Here is a 17,268-nt window from a genome sequence, read left to right as displayed (position 1 = left end):
TCCCATGCGCGCCGTCGCGGTTCCTCCGCTGTTTTTGCCTGCCATCGCGCGGTGCATTCGTCTCGTTGCGCTGGCGGCCGGCGCGGGCCTGCTGTCGGGATGCCTGTCGCTCGCGCCCCCCGACGAACTTCCCGCCGCGCCGATCGCCGCCGCGTTCCCCGATCCTTCCGCCCGCAGCGTCTCCATTGCGCAGGCGCCGCCTGCCTGGCACGACTACTTTATCGACGTCCGTCTGCGCGCGTTGATCGGGCAGGCACTCGCCAACAATCGGGATCTGCGTGCAGCCGTTGCACGTGTCGAACAGGCACGCGCCGTCTACGGTATCCGCAGCGCGGATCAATGGCCGACGATCGGCGCCGGCGCGGCCTATGCGCGGTTTCGCACGCCGGGCGGCTTCCTGACGCCAGCGCCGGTCATCGGCCAGGTATACGAGGTCCAGCTGGCTGAAACGCAATGGGAGATCGATTTCTGGGGCCGCGTGCGCAACCTGAAAGCGTCGGCGCTGCAGCGCTATCTCGCGAGCGATGCAGCGCGGCAAGCGGTGACGCTGAGCGTAATTACCGGCGTGGCGGACGCCTATCTGACCCTGTGCGAGCTCGATGAACGGATCGCGTTGACGCGCGCGACGATCGAATCGCGGCGCGAATCGCTGCGGATTTTCCGGCTGCGTCACGCGGCCGGCGCGATCTCGCGGCTGGACCTGACGCAATCGGAGATCCTGCTGCAGCAGGCCGAGTCGCTCGGCGTCCAGTTGCAGCAGGCGCGGGCATCGGCGGCCGACGCGCTGACATTGCTCGTCGGTGCGACGCCGGCGCTGGCCGACGCGCCGCTGACCCTCGACGACGGCGCTGTGACGCCGTCGCTCGCGCCGGGCCTGCCGTCGTCGCTGCTCGAGCGGCGTCCGGACGTGATCGCGGCCGAGCACGAACTGCAGGCCACGCGCGCGAACATCGGCGCAGCGCGTGCAGCGTTTTTCCCGCGTATCGCATTGACGAGCGCGATCGGTTCGGGGAGCACCGCACTGCGCGACCTGCTGTCGTCCGGAACGGGCGTGTGGTCGGTGATTCCGAACGTCACGCTGCCGCTCCTCGACGGCGGCCGCAACCGGTCGAATCTCGCGCTCGCGCACGCGCAGCGCGACGAGGCGCTCGCCCAGTACGAGAAGACCATGCAGCGCGCGTTTCGCGACGTGTCCGATGCACTCGCCGCACGCTACTGGCTCGCCGACCAGGTCGCGATCGAGAGGGCGACGCTCGCGTCCCAGGCCGAGCGCGCACGTCTGGCGAAACTGCGCTACGACAGCGGCGCAACCCGCTTCCTGGAAGTTCTCGATGCGCAACGGGACCTGATGAACGCCGAGCAGCAATGGGTGATGACGCGTCGCGCGCTGTTATCGAGCCGCGTCGCGCTGTACGGCGCGCTCGGCGGCGGGACGCCCGATACCGACAGCGCCGCCGCGGCATCGAACCACCTTTCCATCGATTCGGGTTCCATACCATGAAGACCATCAAGCGCCCTCTTCTGCTCGGTGCCGGTGCGGCTGTGCTCGCGATTGGCCTGATTTACTACGGCTTGACCCGCTGGCGCGACGCGCAGACGGACGCCGGGCTCGTCAGTGGCAATGGCCGCATCGAGGCGACCGAGATTGACGTCGCGACCAAGTTGCCGGGGCGCGTCACCGCCATGCTCGTCGACGAAGGCGATTTCGTGAGTGCAGGTCAGCCGCTCGCCCGCATGGACGTCGTCGTCCTGCAGGCGCAGCTCGACGAGGCGCAGGCCCGGGAACAACAGGCAGTGAACACCGCGGCGAGCATCGACGCGCAGGTGGCCCAGCGTCGCAGCGACAAGGCTGCGGCGGATGCGCTCGTCGTGCAGCGCGAAAGCGAACTCGACGCAGCCACGCGCCGGCTGGCGCGTTCCGAAACGCTGTCGCGGGACGGTGCGTCGTCGCTGCAGGAACTCGACGACGATCGCGCGCGCGCCGGCAGCCTGCGGGCGACCGTGAACGCCGCGCGCGCTCAGGTGGAAGCCGCCCAGGCCGGGATCGACGCCACGCGGGCCCAGCTCGTCGCCGCGCGCTCGGCGGTGACGGCCGCGCAAGCGACCGTCGCGCGCGTACAGGCCGATATCTCGGATAGCGAGCTGACGTCGCCGCGCGACGGGCGGGTCCAGTACCGCATTGCCGAATCGGGCGAAGTCCTGCCGGCAGGCGGCAAGGTGCTCAATGTCGTCGACCTGTCCGACGTCTACATGACGTTTTTCCTGCCCGAAACGGTCGTCGGCCGCGTCCCGCTCGGCGCCGACGTGCGGATCGTGCTCGATGCTGCGCCGGAATACGTGATTCCGGCACGCGTGTCGTACGTGTCGAGCACGGCGCAATTCACGCCGAAGACGGTCGAGACGGCCACCGAACGGCAGAAACTGATGTTCCGGGTCAAGGCGCGCATCGACCGCGATCTGCTACAGCGCCACCTGAAGCTGGTCAAGACCGGCCTGCCGGGTGTCGCGTGGCTGAAGACCGATCCGAACGCCGGCTGGCCGGCGCGCCTCGCGATCAAGGTGCCGCAATGAACGCGACGTTGCCCGTCGATACCGGTGCCGGTGCGGGCGAAGGTCCGCCGGCATCCATTGAATCGGGCGCGGTCGCCCGACTGTCGGGCGTTTCGTTGCGCTACGGCGCGACGTACGCGCTCGACGACGTGACGCTCGATATCCCGGCCGGCCGCATGGTCGGGTTGATCGGACCGGACGGCGTCGGCAAGTCGAGCCTGCTCGCGCTCGTGTCCGGCGCGCGTGCGATGCAGCAGGGCCGTGTACGGGTCCTCCGCGGCGATCTGTCGTCGCGCGTCCATCGAGCACGCGTATGCCGGCGCATCGCCTACATGCCGCAAGGGCTGGGCCGGAACCTGTACGCGACGCTGTCGGTCGAGGAAAACCTGCAGTTCTTCGCCAGACTGTTCGGCCACGATGCGGCCGAGCGACGCCGCCGGATCGACGCGCTCACGCACAGCACCGGGCTGCATGCGTTTCTCGACCGCCCTGCCGGCAAACTGTCCGGCGGCATGAAGCAGAAACTCGGTCTGTGCTGTGCATTGATTCACGACCCCGACCTGCTGATCCTGGACGAACCGACGACCGGCGTGGACCCGCTCTCGCGAGCTCAGTTCTGGGAGCTGATCGAACGTATTCGCTCCGCCCGTCCGGCAATGAGCGTACTCGTCGCCACCGCGTACATGGACGAGGCCCAGCGTTTCGACTGGCTGATCGCGATGGACGCCGGCCGCGTACTGGCGACGGGTAGCCCCGGCGAACTGCTCGCCCGCACCCGTTGCGACACGCTGGAAGCCGCGTTCATCGCGTTGCTGCCGGAAGCGCGACGGCACGGGCACCAGCCGATCCGGCTGACGCCGTTCCAGCCCGATGAGACCGACGGCTACGCGATTGAGGCCGACGCGCTGACGATGCGGTTCGGCGATTTCGTCGCGGTCGACCACGTGAGCCTGAAGATCCGTCGCGGCGAAATCTTCGGGTTTCTCGGCTCCAACGGCTGCGGAAAATCGACGACCATGAAGATGCTCACGGGCCTGCTCGCCGCGTCCGAAGGCACGGCGACGCTGTTCGGCCGTCCGGTCGCCGCGAACGACATCGATACGCGCCGGCGAGTCGGTTACATGTCGCAAGGGTTCTCGCTGTACGGCGAGCTGACCGTCAGGCAGAACCTCGTGCTGCATGCGCGCCTGTTCGGCGTACCGGAACCGGACCTTCCCGCGCGGATCGACGAAATGGTCGGGCGCTTCGGGCTCGCCGAGGTGCTCGATGCGCTGCCCGAGCGCCTGCCGCTCGGCATGCGGCAGCGGCTGTCCCTTGCCGTGGCGATGGTGCACAAGCCCGAACTGCTGATCCTCGACGAACCGACGTCGGGCGTTGACCCGGTTGCGCGTGACGACTTCTGGCGACTGATGATCGAGCTCGCGCGCAACGATCGCGTCACGATTTTCATTTCGACGCATTTCATGAACGAGGCCGCCCGCTGCGACCGCATCTCGCTGATGCACGCGGGCCGCGTGCTGGCAAGCGCCGCGCCGGACGAACTGGTTCGCCTGCGCGGCGCCGCCACGCTCGAGGACGCGTTCATCGGTTACCTGACCGACGCGCAACGCGTGGACGGCGCCCCGACGGATACGTCGTCGGGCACCGGCTGGCTTGCCGCGTCGCCCGAGACCGGCAACGCGGGCCACCGTGCCGCATGGTTCAGCCCGGCGCGCGCCGGCAGCTACCTGTGGCGCGAAGTGCTGGAACTGCGACGCGACCCGTTGCGCGCCACGCTGGCGCTGTTCGGTTCGCTCGTCCTGATGTGCGTGATCAGCATCGGCATCAGTCTCGACGTGGACAACCTGACCTTCGCCGTGCTGGATCGCGATCAGTCGATGCTGAGCCAGGACTACGCGCAGAATCTTGCGGGTTCCCGCTACTTCGTACCGCGCGCGCGGCTCGCAGACGATCGCGACATCGATCGCCGCATGCGCAACGGCCAGCTGTCGCTCGCGATTGAAATTCCGCCCGGTTTCGCCCGCGACGTCGCACACGGCCGGCACGTGGAAATCGGCGCGTGGGTCGACGGCGCGATGCCGATGCGCGCGGAAACGATCCGCGGCTATGTGGCCGGCATGCACGAAAACTGGCTGCGCGATCAGGCGAAGCGCCGGCTCGGCGTGTCGCTCGTCCCGGCCGTCGATGTCGCGATCCGCTATCGGTACAACCCGGACGTCAAAAGTTTGCCCGCGATGATTCCCGCGATCATGCCGATGCTGCTGCTGATGCTGCCCGCGATGCTGACGGCGCTGGCCGTCGTACGGGAACGGGAGCTCGGATCGATCGTCAACCTGTACGTGACGCCCGTGACCCGCGCCGAATTCCTGCTCGGCAAGCAGGCGCCGTACGTGATGCTGGCCATGCTGAATTTCCTGCTGATGGTCGTGCTGGCCGACGTCGTGTTCGGCGTGCGGATCAAGGGAAGTGTCCCAACCTTGGCGGCTGCGGTGCTGGTCTTCAATGTCGTCGCCACCGGCATCGGGCTCTTTGCGTCGACGTTCACGCGCAGCCAGATCGCCGCGATCTTCATGACGATCGTCGGCACACTGATCCCCGTCGTGCAGTTCTCCGGCCTGCTGACGCCGCTGTCGTCGCTCGAAGGCAGCGGCAGGTGGATCGGCACGGTCTATCCGGCCACCTACATGCTCGCGATCAGCCGAGGCGTCTACAACAAGGCGCTCGGGCTGGCCGACCTGTCGTCCCAGTTCTGGCCGCTACTCGCGGCCGTGCCGGTCATCATGGTGACGACCGGCGTCCTGCTGCGCAAGCAGGAGCGCTGATCGTGTCGCGCCTGCTCGCCATTTACCGGCTCGGGATCAAGGAACTGTGGAGCCTCGCCCGCGACCCGATCCTGCTCGCGCTCATCGTCTATACGTTCAGCGCGTCGATCTACGTCGCCGCGACCGCACGCCCCGAAACGCTGCACAAGGTGCCGATCGCGCTCGTTGACGAAGACGCGTCGCCGCTGTCGGCACGGATCGCGGCGGCGTTCTTTCCGCCCCAGTTCGCACCGCCCCCGATCATCGACACCGGCGCGGCCGATCGCGGCCTCGACAACGGCGACTACACGTTCTCGCTCGACATTCCGCCGAACTTCCAGCGCGACGTGCTTGCCGGCCGTCATGCGACGATCCAGCTCAACGTCGATGCGACACGGATGACGCAAGCCTTCACTGGCAGCACCTATATCCAGCAGATCGTGTCGGGCGAGATCGACGCATTCGTGCGGCGCTATCGCGGCACGCCGTTGCCGGGCGTCGATCTCGCGATGCGGATGCGCTTCAACCCGAATCTCGACGAAGTCTGGTTCGGCGCGCTGATGGAACTGATCAACAACGTGACGATGCTGTCGATGATCCTCACCGGCGCCGCGCTGATTCGCGAGCGCGAACACGGCACGATCGAGCATCTGCTCGTGATGCCGGTGACCGCCGCGGAAATCATGCTCGCAAAGGTCTGGTCGATGGGGCTCGTCGTCACGGTGGCGGCCGTCGCGTCGCTGACGTGCGTCGTGGGCGGCGCCCTGCACGTGCCGATTCCCGGCTCCATCCCGCTGTTCGTGGCCGGGATGGCGTTGCATCTGTTCGCCACGACGTCGTTGGGGATCTTTCTCGCGACGCTCGTGCGCAGCATGCCGCAGTTCGGTATGTTGCTCGTGCTCGTGCTGCTGCCGCTGCAACTGCTGTCCGGCGGATTGACGCCGCGCGAAAGCATGCCGGCGGCCGTGCGGGACATCATGCTGGCCGCGCCCACCACCCATTTCGTCGAGCTCGCGCAACGCATCCTGTACCGGGGCGCCGGCCTCGATGCGGTGTGGCCGCAATTCGCGGCGCTTTCCGCGATCGGGAGCGTGCTGTTCCTGCTGTCGCTGATGCGGTTCCGCAAGACGATCGGTCAGATGACGTGATCGCCCAGTCGCGGGTGCGAAGCCGGGATTCACCTGTTGATACAGATCAACCGCGCCGGAGGCCGGCACGCGATCATGGCGTCGTGTCTTGCGAAATCGCAAGCCGTCGCGATTGCGGCAACGCGGACGAACACCGGCCGCCCCACGGGAGAACGTCATGATTCACCATTCTTGCCGGACCGCGCTTGCTACGCTGGGCGTGTTCATTGCACTCGCGTCGCTACTGGGCGTCGTGCACGCGATGCTGGTCGACGCGCACGTGCTGCCGTACGCGATCGTCACGCTGGTATCGGGCATCGTCGCGTTCGTCTCGCAGCTCGAGCCCGCGCCGAGAGAGCGATAGCGAAACAGCTGGAAGCGCCGCATTCGACCTCATCGTTCGATGCGGGAATCCCTGATTTCCGTCAATCGCCGCGGGCCGGTTCGCGATGTAATCGACGCACTGAACCCCTCGACTTTCAGGGAGGCGAGCGATGAAACTGACTTTTCTCGGTGCGACCGAAACCGTGACCGGCTCGAAGTATCTGGTCGAGCACGGCGGCCGGCGCGTGCTGATCGATTGCGGCCTATTCCAGGGCACGAAAAATCTGCGATTGCGCAACTGGAACCCGTTGCCGCTCGCACCCGACACGCTCGATGCAGTCGTGCTTACGCATGCGCATATCGACCATACCGGCTATCTGCCGGTGCTGGTGCGCGAAGGCTATCGCGGGCCGGTGTACTGCACGGCGGCCACGGCCGAACTCTGCGACATCATGCTGCGCGACAGCGCGCGGCTGCAGGAGGAGGAAGCCGAGTTCGCGAACCGGCACGGCTACTCGAAGCATCATCCCGCCCAGCCGCTCTATACGCTCGACGATGCGCAGCGCGCGCTGCGCCTGCTGAAGCCCGTCGCCCTCGACGAATGCACTACGCTCGGCGGTGGCCTGGCGTTCCGCCTGCTGCCGGCCGGGCACATCCTCGGCGCGGCGAGCGTGGTAATGCACGGGAATCACAAGGTACTCGCGTTTTCGGGCGACCTCGGCCGATACCATGACCCGATCATGCAACCGCCGCGGCCGCCCGCACATGCGGATTACCTGGTCGTCGAGTCGACATACGGCGACCGGCTGCACCCGGCGTCCGACCCCGAGAACGAGCTGGCTATGCTGTTCGACACAACCTTCGCGCGGGGCGGGGTCGTCGTGATGCCCTGCTTCACCGTCGGCCGTGCGCAGGAAATCCTGCATTACATCGCACGGCTGAAGGCATCCGGCCGCATGGCGCGCGTCCCGGTATTTCTCGACAGCCCGATGGCGACGGACGTGACCGAAATCTATCGCCACCACATCCTCGAGCACCGGCTGACGCTGTCCGAAGCGAACGCCCTCGGCCATGCCGCGACGATGATCCAGTCGGTCGACCAGTCGAAGGCGATTGCAGAACACCACGGCCCGATGGTCATCATCGCGGGAAGCGGCATGGCAACCGGCGGGCGTGTACTCCATCACCTGAGCCGCTATGCACCCGATGTGCGCAACACGATCGCGCTGGTCGGCTACCAGGCAGCCGGTACGCGCGGCGCGGCATTGGCCGCACACGAACCGACCGTGAAGATTCACGGCGAATACGTCCGCGTGCGCGCCCAGGTCGAGTCGATCACCACGCTTTCCGCGCATGCCGACTACGAGGAGATTCTCCAGTGGCTCGGCACGATGCAGTCTGCGCCCGTTTGTACCTTCATCACGCATGGCGAACCGGCATCGGCCGACGCATTGCGGCGGCGCATTTCGGAGCGCTTGCACTGGCCGTGCGAAGTACCGACTTACGCGCAGACCGTCGATCTCGATGCAGTCGAATCGGGCGATGCGCGCGAGCCGGCCGCCCTCTCATCCTGACTACGGCGCCGGCGAGACGCCGGCCACGCACGGCGGGATCCGGACGTTGCGTACCGGTCCCCGTCGCGCGCCACCCGGCGATCAGCCGGCTTCAATGATGACCTTCAGCGCATGGGTTTGCGCCGCGCGGCCGAACGTGTCGTACGCACGCTCGACGTCGTCGAGCGAGAACCGGTGGGTGATTAGGCGTTTCGGATCGAGACGCCCAGCGCGCACGGTCTTCAGCAGCATCGGCGTGCTGACCGTGTCGACGAGCCGCGTCGTGATCGCGATGTTGCGATCCCACAGCTTTTCGAGGTGCAGGTCGGCCTTCACGCCATGCACACCCACGTTCGCGACGACGCCGCCCGGCGCCACGAGCGCCGTGCACATCTCGAACGTCGCCGGAATGCCGACTGCCTCGATCGCGCAATCGACACCGATGCCGTCGGTCAGCTTCATGACTTCCGCTACCGGGTCGCCGGCACGGCTGTCAAAGCAATCGGTCGCGCCGAAGTGCCGCGCGATCTCGCGCCGGTTGCTGTCCGGATCAATCATGATGATCTGCGCGGGCGAATAGAACTGCGCAGTCAGCAACGCTGCCAGCCCGATCGGGCCTGCGCCGACGATCGCGACCGTGCAGCCCGGCTGCACCTTGCCGTTCAGTACGCCGCATTCGAATCCTGTCGGCAGGATATCGGACAGCATCACGAGCGCGTCCTGGTCCGCGCCTGCCGGAATCCGGTACAGGCTCGTCTGCGCATGCGGGATGCGCACATACTCGGCCTGTGTGCCGTCGATCCGGTTACCGAGAATCCAGCCGCCGGTCGTGCAGTGAGAATAAAGGCCGCGGCGACAGTATTCGCAGCGGCCGCACGACGAGATGCACGAAATGAGTACGTGATCGCCCGGCTTCAGCGATTCGACCGCGGCGCCAATCTGATCGACGACGCCGACGCCCTCATGGCCGAGAATTCGGCCGGGTTCGCACGTCGATACGTCGCCCTTGAGGATATGCAGATCGGTGCCGCAAATCGTCGTGCGCGTCACGCGGATGATCGCGTCGGTGGGCGACTGCAGTTCCGGCTTGGGCCGTTCCTCGAGCGCCTTGCGCCCCGACCCGTGGTAGACGAGTGCTTTCATCGCTGCTCCTCCATCGAAAAAGTCGCGGGTTCGTTGATCGAAGCGGGTGCGTGCCGTTGCTGCGCCAGCAACGCGGCCAGCGCACAAGACGCGACCCGGACGGCGACGCTGTCGGCGCGGCTCGTTAGCACGATCGGCACGCGTGCGCCGACGACGATGCCCGCGCTGGCGGCGCCGCCCAGGTATTCGAGCTGCTTTGCAAGCATGTTGCCCGCTTCGATATCGGGGACGACCAGGATGTCGGCGTGGCCGGCCACACGCGAATCGATCCCTTTGTCGCGGGCCGCCCGTTGGGATATCGCGTTGTCGAATGCGAGCGGACCGTCGACGATCGCCCCCTCGAGCTGGCCACGCTCGGCCATCTTGGCGAGCGCCGCCGCGTCGAGCGTCGAACGCATTGCCGGATTGACGGTTTCGACCGCGCACAGCACCGCCACACGCGGACAGGCCACGCCAAGCGCATGGGCGACGTCGATCGCGTTCTGCGTGATGGCCGCTTTCTGCGCGAGATCCGGTGCGATGTTCACCGCCGCATCGGTCAGGATGAATGGTCGCGGATACGCCGGCGTCTCGATCAGGAAACAATGGGACATGCGCTTGTCGGTGCGCAGGCCCGAATCCGCGGCGACGACCGCACCCATCAGCTCGTCCGTGTGCAGGCTGCCTTTCATCAGTGCGCCGGCGCGGCCGGCCGCCGCGAGTTCGACCGCACGAGCGGCGGCCGCATGGCTGTGCGGCACGTCTTCGATCGTCCACGTTGAAAGATCGACGCCCGCGTCGTTCGCCGCTCGCAGCACCTTGGTGCGGGGCGCGACGATCAGCGGCTCGATCGATGCGCCCAAGGGAGACGCCCTCAACGCGGCAAGCGCAACGACGCTGGCGGCATCACACGGATGCACGACGGCGACGACGAGCGGCCGCGCATGACGCGTGCGTGCAATCAGGGACGGTAGTTCGCCGTTCGCTTGCGGCAGCAGCCCGGGCAGGCACGCGTCGTCGGGGACACCCGGATGAAGGTTGTCGTTCATGTTTCGAGTACGTAAGTGCCGGGCGCCGCCGCGAACCCTGCGGCCGGCGTGCGGGCCGGTACGTCGCCCGACGAGCGCGTGTGCAACCAGTCTCGCCAGCAGAACCACCACGAGCCGTCCACCGCCGGCGTATCGCGCACGAAGTCGTGCCGGCTGCGGTAGGCCGCGCCGGGTTCGCGGGTCACGCATCGGTAGTGCCGGCCCGGATGGCCCGGCTCAGACACGATGCCTGCGTTGTGCCCGCCCGACGTCAGCACGAAGGTCAGCGCATGGTGCGTGAGCAGATGGAGCTTGTAGACGGACCGCCAGGGCGACACGTGATCGCGCTCGGTGCCAACCACGAACGTCGGCACGTCGATGTCCGACAGCGCGACAGGCCGCCCGTCGACGCAGTAGCGGCCGGTCGCAAGATCGTTGTCGAGAAAGAGCTGCGTCAGGTATTCGGTGTGCATGCGATACGGCATGCGCGTGGTATCCGCATTCCACGACATCAGGTCGTTGGGCTTCGTGCGCGTGCCGAGCAGGTATTCGCTCATCATCCGCGACCAGATCAGGTCGCGCGCGTTCAGCAGTTCGAACGCGGCGGACATCTGCGCACCGTCCAGGTAGCCCTGCCGCCACATCAGCGCGTCGAGCGCGGACAGCTCGCTTGCATCGATGAACAGACCGAGCTCGCCGGGTTCGCTGAAATCGGTCTGGGCCGCCAGCAACGTGACCGAGCGCAACGCTTCGTGTTGCCGCCCGTCGCGCGCCAGCGCTGCCGCGGCGATCGCGAGCAGCGTGCCGCCCAGACAATAGCCGGCCGCATGCACCGCTTCGCCGCAGATCGTCCGCGCGGCGTCGAGCGCCGCCATGCACCCGTCGCGCAGATAATCGTCGAGCCCGAGGTCGCGAGCCTCCGCGCCCGGGTTGCGCCATGACACGGCGAACACCGTATAGCCTGCATCGACCAGGAAGCGAATCAGCGAATCGTGCGGCTGCAGATCGAGGATGTAGTACTTCATGATCCACGACGGTACGACCACGATCGGCTCGCGGGCCACGTCGGCCGTCGTCGGGGCGTACTGCAGCAGCTCGCACAGCGCGTTGCGCCAGACGACGCGCCCCGGCGTAATCGCCACGTCGCGTCCCGGCAGATAGGCGCGCGTATCGTCGCCCCGCGTGCCGCTCGCGCGCTCGATCAACGCGTTCGCGTCGTCCAGCCAGTGTCGCCAGCCTGCCGCGAGGTTCGCGCCACCGCTATGCATTGTCGCGTCGAGCACGACTGGGTTGGTCGCGAGGAAATTTCCAGGCGAGCATGCGTCGAGCCACTGTCGCGCGACAAATCCGACCAGTTCCTCGTGATGACGGTCGACACCCGGCACGCCGCGTGTCGCGTCGCGCCACCAGCGCTGGATCGACAGGAAGCCGTCGCGATACGCGCAAAACGGCCAGCCGCCCCACGCCGGCGCGGCAAAGCGCGGATCGGCGTGACCGGCGTGCACGGCAAGGCCGCTCGTATCCGCGTCGCCGGCCTCGCCGTCGCGCCCGTTTGTCGCTGACGCCACGGCGCCCAGCCACGCCTGCGTCGCGAGCACGAAGCATTTTCCCGGGGCCACAGCCAGATGCGCGCCCCAGTCAAGAATGGCCAGCGCCAGCGACACGGGTGACAACCCGAAGGTCATCGCGGCCACGTTCGCATGCGCGGCGCGATTCCACTCGTCGGCGGGCGCCGCTCGAACGGGTGCGCAACCGGCGGCGCTCGTCGCGATTTCGATTGCATCGGGCGGGCGCGTCGGCTCCGGCCGGAACGGCGCGCGGATGACGGCTGCCTTCATTTCATGTGCATCCCGCCGTTGACGTCGAATTCCGCTCCCGTCGCGAACGACGCCGCATCGGAACACAGAAACGCGACGAGCGCGGCGATTTCGTCGGGATTGCCCAGGCGGCCGACCGGAATCTGCGGGAGGATCTTGGTGTCGAGCACCTCCTTAGGCACCGTCTCGAGCATCGCGGTCGCCAGGTAGCCGGGCGCAACCGTGTTGACTGTCACGCCGTGGCGCGCGAGCTCGAGCGCCAGCGCCTTCGTGAAGCCGTGGATGCCAGCCTTCGCGGCCGCGTAGTTGGTCTGCCCGTAGGCGCCGCGCGAACCGTTCACGGAGCCGATGTTCACGATCCGCCCGAAACCGCCTTCGATCATGCCCGGCACGAACGGCTTCGTCATGTTGAATATGCCGTCGAGATTGGTGCGCAACACCGCGTCCCACATGCTCTTGGTCATCTTCACGAAGGTGGCGTCGTGCGTAATTCCGGCGTTGTTGACGAGCACGTCGACGCGCCCAAATTCGGCCAGCACTCGCGCCGCGCAATGCTGGCACGAATCGTAGTCGGCCACGTCGACCTCGAACGCATGGAACGCCCGGCCCGCCTCCCGTTCTTTCGTGAGCCACGTCGCCACATGGTCGTTGCGCTCCCTGTGCGACACCGCCACCGTCATGCCGGCATCGTGTAGACGACGGCCGATCGAGGCGCCCAGTCCGCCCATTCCGCCGGTGACAAACGCGACACGGTCAGCGCACATGATCGCTCTCCCGCGCGCCAGCGATACCGTTCAGTCGACCGGCGGCGACCCCGTTCTTCGCGCCGGCCACGTCCTCGATCCCGCGCTCCAAGGCCGCCATCCAGTCGGCCCACGGCATGCTGGCTTCGTTGACCACCGCCAGTCGCCCGAGGTCGGGCAGCCAGTCGGTCTGATAACGCGACAGCGCGCCTGCGCCGTATTCGCGCAACCAGGTACGCCACGCCCCGGCGCTCTCGAATTGCGCACGCATGCACAGTTCGGTGGCGTCCTGCCAGATCGCGACGCTCGCGATCGTGTAGTCGGTCATTACCTGCCGGCTGGCCTCGGCGAAAGCCGTCCACTCCCTTGTTTCCGCCAGCGCTTGCTGCAGGCGACGCACCGCGATGCGATCCCGCTCGATGCGCCGGCCCGCCAGCGCATGCCACTCGTGTTGCCAGTCGCGGTTCTGCGCAACCATGCGCAATGCGAGATCGCAGCCCGCGCGGCAAACGTCATTCGGTATCGTCAATGCATCGGTACTCATCGGCTTTCCCCTTTCGATCGGGTCAATGGATTGGCATCCGCCTCGTCCCTTCTGTCCGGCCTGGGCGTCGCGACCGTTTCACTGTGCGGGTATCGCGCATCGCTGCCGTTGATCTGAGTCAAGTGCGTGGAAACCCTGCTTCGTAGACTGGATTGCACTGGCGGATCACCCGTCGATGGAGCGATTCCGATGAGCTACAAGAGCATGGTCGTGCACCTTGATACGAGCGCTCGTGCGCATTCGCGCCTCGAATTCGCGTTGCGTCTCGCCCGGCGCTTCGGTGCACATCTCACGGGGCTGTTCGCGGTCTACACACCCGAGCCGCATTCGTTCTACGTGATGGCCGGTTCCGCCGACTATTTCCGCGCGCACCGCGAACAGCGCGACGAACGGATGGCTGCGCTGGAGCGCCTGTTTCATGCGGAGACTGCCCGTGCGAAAGTGCCCGCAACCTGGGTTCGCGCCGACGAGCGCGCGAATGTGGCCGTGCCGCGCGCCGCGCGTCTCGCCGATCTGGTGATTGCGGGCCAAAGCGACCCGAACGACCCCGAAACCTATATCGACGATCAGTTTCCAGAGAACCTCGTGTTGTCCGCCGGCCGCCCGGTGCTGTTCTGGCCGTACACCGGAGAATTCCCGTCGGTCGGCGAACGGGTGTTCGTCGCGTGGGACGGCAGCCGCGAAGCCGCCCGCGCCGCGCACGACGCACTTCCGTTCCTCGAGCATGCGAAGCGTACGACAGTCGTTGCCGTGGTCGACGGCGATTCGGAATCCGCGACCACTCGGATTCCGGCCGCCGATGCCGCGCTGATACTGGCGCGCCACGCGCGCGACGTGAACGTGCTCGACATCGCGACCGGCAGCGGCGCGTCGGTCGGCGACACGCTCCTGTCGCGCGCTTATGAAACGGGTTCCGACCTGATCGTGATGGGCGCCTACGGCCATCCGCGCTGGCGCGAGCTGATGATCGGCGGCGCCACGCGCACGGTGCTGGCGTCGATGACGCTGCCGGTACTGATGTCGCACTGAGCAGGCCGATGCGTACGCTTGCGCTGCTCGTCGTCAACGCCGGTTCGTCGAGCGTGAAGTTCTCGATCTTCGCGTACCCGCCGCACGGCGACCCCGTGCAGCGGCCGCTGCACGACGGCGAGGCGGTCGCCGCCGGCAACGGCGTCTCGATCCGCTTCGACGCCGATCCGGACGGTTCGCTGCCGCTCGGCGCCGGCGATCCCTACCGCGCCGTGCTCGCGCAGATCGCGATGTGGATCCGGGTACGGTTGCCGCACATCACGCTGGGCGCGATCGCGCATCGCGTCGTGCACGGCGGCGCGCGGTATACCGAGCCGGTGATCGTCGACGGCGACGTGCTGGATGAACTACGCACGCTGACACCCCTCGCGCCGTTGCACCAGCCGCACAGTCTCGATGCGATCGACGCGCTGCGCAACGCGTTTCCCGACGTGCCGCAGATCGCCGTGTTCGATACCGCGTTTCATCGCACGCTGCCGCGTACCGAACAATTGCTGCCGTTGCCGCACGCATGGTTCGACCGAGGCGTGCGTCGCTACGGATTCCATGGCCTGTCGTACGAATATCTTTCCGTCGCACTCGACGATTCGTTCGGCGCCCGCGCGCATGGTCGCGTGATCGCCGCCCATCTCGGCAGCGGGGCGAGCCTGTGCGCGCTACGCGAGTGCCGTAGCGTTGCGACGACGATGGGCTTCTCCGCGCTCGACGGGCTGATGATGAGCACCCGCTGCGGGACGCTCGACCCCGGCGTCGTGCTGCACCTGCTCGAGGCCGACAACCTGTCGGGTGACGCGCTGGGGCACCTGTTCTATCACGAGTCGGGACTCAAGGGGGTGTCGGGCGCGTCAGGCGACCCGCGTGTGCTGCTCGAGTGCGAGGCGGCCGGCGACCCGCTCGCGCGGGATGCGCTGGCGCTGTACGTCCACCGCATCGTGCGCGAGACCGGCGCGCTCACCGCCCTGCTCGGCGGCCTCGACATGCTCGTCTTCACGGCCGGCATCGGCGAGCACTCGGCGCCGTTGCGCGAGCGGATCTGCGCATCGCTCGGCTGGCTCGGCATCGAGCTCGACACGCGCGCGAATGTGGACAATGCACACGTCGTGTCGTCCGCGTCGAGCGCGGTCACGGTGGTCGTCGAGCCCACCAACGAAGCATGGATCGCGGCGCGCGCCGCGGTGCGCGTGCTGCGCGGCAACCGGGACGCTTGATCCAGATCAGCGCCGTCGGCGCACACGCGCCGATGATGTGTTCATCCACATCCGTTCAAGGGACATGCCATGTACTCGAACATTCTGGTTGCGCTCGACGGCAGCTACACGTCGTCCCGCGCACTCGACGCCGCGCTGGATCTCGCGGCGGAAACGGGTGCGCGGCTGACACCCGTCTACGTCGTCGATTTTCTGGTGCCGGCCTACGACATGTACGGATACGACCCGTCGATCCTGGTCGATTCGTTCCGTGAAGAAGGATTACGCGTGACCGAGGACGCAGCGCGACGCATGAAAGCGCGTGATGTGGTCGGTGCGCCGCGGATTTCCAACGTCGCGCCGGCAGGCGAGGATATCCCGCACCGGATCGTCGGTCTCGCGGGCGAGATCGACGCCGATCTGATCGTGATGGGCACGCATGGCCGGCGCGGCTTTCCGCGCCTGTTCCTCGGCAGCGTGGCCGAACGCGTGCTGCGCCAAGCCAGGTGCCCGGTCTTGATGATTCCGGCCAGCGCCGCAGCGAAAGCGTCCGCCGAGGCCACGGCTGCATCCACCGAAAAGGAACCGTCATGAGCTACAAGACCCTGCTCGTCCATCTCGACGACAGCGCGCGCTGCGCCACACGCGTCGACCTCGCACTCGAACTCGCGGGACGCTGGAATGCCCATCTGGTCGGACTCTACGTCGTGTGCCAGGATCTCTTCGAGCCGCTGCGGCGGCCCGACGAACCGCTGAAGCTGGCCGTCTACGAACGCCTGTGCGACCAGCGCCGCAAGGAAGCCGAAGAACGGTTCCTGACGGCCGCCGAGCGTGCCGGACGCAGCGTCGAATGGCAGGCGCCGACTGGCAATGCGACCGAGGCCGCGATCCTGCATGCGCGCCACGCCGACCTGCTGGTGCTCGGCCAGGAGGATCCCGACGACCGCACGACCTACGTGGCGCGCCATTTCGTCGAGGACGTCGTGATGGGCGGCGGACGCCCGGCTATCGTCGTGCCCTATGCGGGCGACGTGCGAACGATCGGCGAGAACGTGCTGATCGGCTGGGACGGCGGACGCGAGGCCGCGCGCGTGATGGCCGATGCGCTGCCGCTGCTCGCCCGCGCGCGCTTCGTCAACGTCGAGACAGTCTCACGCGGGCATCCTGATCCGGACAAGACACCGCCGGGCGTCGATGTCGCCGCGTATCTCGAACGGCACGGCATTCGCGCGTCGTTCTCAACCACGCCGCGCACGCGGTCGGTCGGCGTGGGGGCGACGCTGCTGAACCGCGTAACCGACCTGCATGCGGATCTGCTGGTGATGGGCTTGTACAGTCATGCCCGCATGCACGAACGCGTGCTCGGCGGCGCGACCCGCACGATCCTCGAGACGATGACGGTGCCGGTCCTGCTGTCTCACTGAACGCGTGAAAACGGGCAGC

General features: G+C 67.3%; 15 protein-coding genes. 10 read left to right on the top strand and 5 right to left on the bottom strand.

Annotated elements, in window-relative coordinates:
* Window positions 1-4 precede the first annotated feature (4 nt).
* The 6 genes from H0X95_RS23075 to H0X95_RS23050 all read left to right on the top strand — a co-directional run bounded on the left by H0X95_RS23075 (window position 5) and on the right by H0X95_RS23050 (window position 8,376).
* Entirely contained in the window at window positions 5-1,501 is a 1,497-nt protein-coding gene (locus H0X95_RS23075; protein ID WP_059721010.1) for an efflux transporter outer membrane subunit, read from the top strand.
* Window positions 1,498-2,571: an HlyD family secretion protein gene (locus tag H0X95_RS23070; protein WP_059721011.1), complete on the top strand. Its 1,074-nt coding sequence runs from the start codon at window positions 1,498-1,500 to the stop codon at window positions 2,569-2,571. Before H0X95_RS23075 ends, H0X95_RS23070 begins: the two co-directional genes overlap by 4 nt.
* Window positions 2,568-5,372 (top strand): ribosome-associated ATPase/putative transporter RbbA, encoded by a 2,805-nt coding sequence (gene rbbA, locus H0X95_RS23065; RefSeq protein ID WP_059721012.1) that lies wholly within the window; start codon window positions 2,568-2,570, stop codon window positions 5,370-5,372. Before H0X95_RS23070 ends, rbbA begins: the two co-directional genes overlap by 4 nt.
* A gap of 2 nt (window positions 5,373-5,374) precedes the next feature.
* Window positions 5,375-6,499 (top strand): ABC transporter permease, encoded by a 1,125-nt coding sequence (locus H0X95_RS23060; protein ID WP_006488436.1) that lies wholly within the window; start codon window positions 5,375-5,377, stop codon window positions 6,497-6,499.
* Window positions 6,500-6,656: 157 nt separating this feature from the next.
* Window positions 6,657-6,842 (top strand): DUF2964 family protein, encoded by a 186-nt coding sequence (locus tag H0X95_RS23055; RefSeq protein ID WP_058902626.1) that lies wholly within the window; start codon window positions 6,657-6,659, stop codon window positions 6,840-6,842.
* 130 nt (window positions 6,843-6,972) lie between these two features.
* A complete protein-coding gene (locus H0X95_RS23050) occupies window positions 6,973-8,376 on the top strand; it encodes an MBL fold metallo-hydrolase RNA specificity domain-containing protein (RefSeq protein ID WP_006488469.1) in 1,404 nt (467 codons plus the stop codon).
* A gap of 81 nt (window positions 8,377-8,457) precedes the next feature.
* On the opposite strand, the gene H0X95_RS23045 is transcribed toward H0X95_RS23050, so the two are convergent.
* From H0X95_RS23045 to H0X95_RS23025, 5 genes are read right to left on the bottom strand one after another with little or no spacing between them, the layout of a single operon-like run.
* On the bottom strand, window positions 8,458-9,498 hold the full coding sequence (locus H0X95_RS23045; RefSeq protein WP_059721013.1) for a zinc-dependent alcohol dehydrogenase family protein: 1,041 nt from the start codon (window positions 9,496-9,498) through the stop codon (window positions 8,458-8,460).
* Window positions 9,495-10,526 carry a bifunctional enoyl-CoA hydratase/phosphate acetyltransferase gene (locus H0X95_RS23040; protein ID WP_059721014.1) on the bottom strand — a complete coding sequence of 344 codons (1,032 nt, stop codon included), beginning with the start codon at window positions 10,524-10,526 and terminating at the stop codon, window positions 9,495-9,497. The genes H0X95_RS23045 and H0X95_RS23040 overlap by 4 nt, the downstream gene beginning before the upstream one ends.
* Window positions 10,523-12,343 (bottom strand): PHA/PHB synthase family protein, encoded by a 1,821-nt coding sequence (locus H0X95_RS23035; protein ID WP_058902622.1) that lies wholly within the window; start codon window positions 12,341-12,343, stop codon window positions 10,523-10,525. The genes H0X95_RS23040 and H0X95_RS23035 overlap by 4 nt, the downstream gene beginning before the upstream one ends.
* Window positions 12,340-13,086, bottom strand: a complete 747-nt coding sequence (locus H0X95_RS23030) for a beta-ketoacyl-ACP reductase (protein ID WP_012493058.1) — start codon at window positions 13,084-13,086, stop codon at window positions 12,340-12,342. Before H0X95_RS23030 ends, H0X95_RS23035 begins: the two co-directional genes overlap by 4 nt.
* The gene (locus H0X95_RS23025; RefSeq protein WP_059721015.1) at window positions 13,076-13,609 is read right to left on the bottom strand and encodes a hypothetical protein; all 534 of its coding nucleotides are present in this window, start codon (window positions 13,607-13,609) and stop codon (window positions 13,076-13,078) included. The genes H0X95_RS23030 and H0X95_RS23025 overlap by 11 nt, the downstream gene beginning before the upstream one ends.
* A 189-nt stretch (window positions 13,610-13,798) precedes the next feature.
* Here H0X95_RS23025 and H0X95_RS23020 point away from each other — a divergent pair, with 189 nt between their 5' ends.
* The 4 genes from H0X95_RS23020 (at window position 13,799) to H0X95_RS23005 (ending at window position 17,249) form a co-directional block, all read left to right on the top strand.
* The gene (locus H0X95_RS23020) at window positions 13,799-14,638 is read left to right on the top strand and encodes a universal stress protein (RefSeq protein WP_059721016.1); all 840 of its coding nucleotides are present in this window, start codon (window positions 13,799-13,801) and stop codon (window positions 14,636-14,638) included.
* Between the two features lie 8 nt (window positions 14,639-14,646).
* On the top strand, window positions 14,647-15,846 hold the full coding sequence (locus tag H0X95_RS23015; RefSeq protein ID WP_006488472.1) for an acetate/propionate family kinase: 1,200 nt from the start codon (window positions 14,647-14,649) through the stop codon (window positions 15,844-15,846).
* Between the two features lie 69 nt (window positions 15,847-15,915).
* Window positions 15,916-16,419, top strand: a complete 504-nt coding sequence (locus tag H0X95_RS23010; protein WP_059721017.1) for a universal stress protein — start codon at window positions 15,916-15,918, stop codon at window positions 16,417-16,419.
* Window positions 16,416-17,249 carry a universal stress protein gene (locus H0X95_RS23005; protein WP_006488447.1) on the top strand — a complete coding sequence of 278 codons (834 nt, stop codon included), beginning with the start codon at window positions 16,416-16,418 and terminating at the stop codon, window positions 17,247-17,249. Before H0X95_RS23010 ends, H0X95_RS23005 begins: the two co-directional genes overlap by 4 nt.
* Window positions 17,250-17,268 lie beyond the last annotated feature (19 nt).

Origin of the sequence: Burkholderia sp. 9779_493 (assembly GCF_015712215.1) — a bacterium.
In the GTDB taxonomy this organism is placed as follows: Bacteria; Pseudomonadota; Gammaproteobacteria; order Burkholderiales; family Burkholderiaceae; genus Burkholderia; species Burkholderia cenocepacia.
This window is presented reverse-complemented; position numbering and strand designations above follow the sequence as displayed.

What these genes read in the sequence shown, in the direction of transcription:
- H0X95_RS23075 (WP_059721010.1), top strand. Translation starts at nt 5, where the DNA reads ATGCGCGCCGTCGCGGTTCCTCCGCTGTTTTTGCCTGCCATCGCGCGG.
- H0X95_RS23070 (WP_059721011.1), top strand. Translation starts at nt 1,498, where the DNA reads ATGAAGACCATCAAGCGCCCTCTTCTGCTCGGTGCCGGTGCGGCTGTG.
- rbbA (WP_059721012.1), top strand. Translation starts at nt 2,568, where the DNA reads ATGAACGCGACGTTGCCCGTCGATACCGGTGCCGGTGCGGGCGAAGGT.
- H0X95_RS23055 (WP_058902626.1), top strand. Translation starts at nt 6,657, where the DNA reads ATGATTCACCATTCTTGCCGGACCGCGCTTGCTACGCTGGGCGTGTTC.
- H0X95_RS23050 (WP_006488469.1), top strand. Translation starts at nt 6,973, where the DNA reads ATGAAACTGACTTTTCTCGGTGCGACCGAAACCGTGACCGGCTCGAAG.
- H0X95_RS23045 (WP_059721013.1), bottom strand. Translation starts at nt 9,498, where the DNA reads ATGAAAGCACTCGTCTACCACGGGTCGGGGCGCAAGGCGCTCGAGGAA.
- H0X95_RS23040 (WP_059721014.1), bottom strand. Translation starts at nt 10,526, where the DNA reads ATGAACGACAACCTTCATCCGGGTGTCCCCGACGACGCGTGCCTGCCC.
- H0X95_RS23035 (WP_058902622.1), bottom strand. Translation starts at nt 12,343, where the DNA reads ATGAAGGCAGCCGTCATCCGCGCGCCGTTCCGGCCGGAGCCGACGCGC.
- H0X95_RS23030 (WP_012493058.1), bottom strand. Translation starts at nt 13,086, where the DNA reads ATGTGCGCTGACCGTGTCGCGTTTGTCACCGGCGGAATGGGCGGACTG.
- H0X95_RS23025 (WP_059721015.1), bottom strand. Translation starts at nt 13,609, where the DNA reads ATGAGTACCGATGCATTGACGATACCGAATGACGTTTGCCGCGCGGGC.
- H0X95_RS23020 (WP_059721016.1), top strand. Translation starts at nt 13,799, where the DNA reads ATGAGCTACAAGAGCATGGTCGTGCACCTTGATACGAGCGCTCGTGCG.
- H0X95_RS23015 (WP_006488472.1), top strand. Translation starts at nt 14,647, where the DNA reads ATGCGTACGCTTGCGCTGCTCGTCGTCAACGCCGGTTCGTCGAGCGTG.
- H0X95_RS23010 (WP_059721017.1), top strand. Translation starts at nt 15,916, where the DNA reads ATGTACTCGAACATTCTGGTTGCGCTCGACGGCAGCTACACGTCGTCC.
- H0X95_RS23005 (WP_006488447.1), top strand. Translation starts at nt 16,416, where the DNA reads ATGAGCTACAAGACCCTGCTCGTCCATCTCGACGACAGCGCGCGCTGC.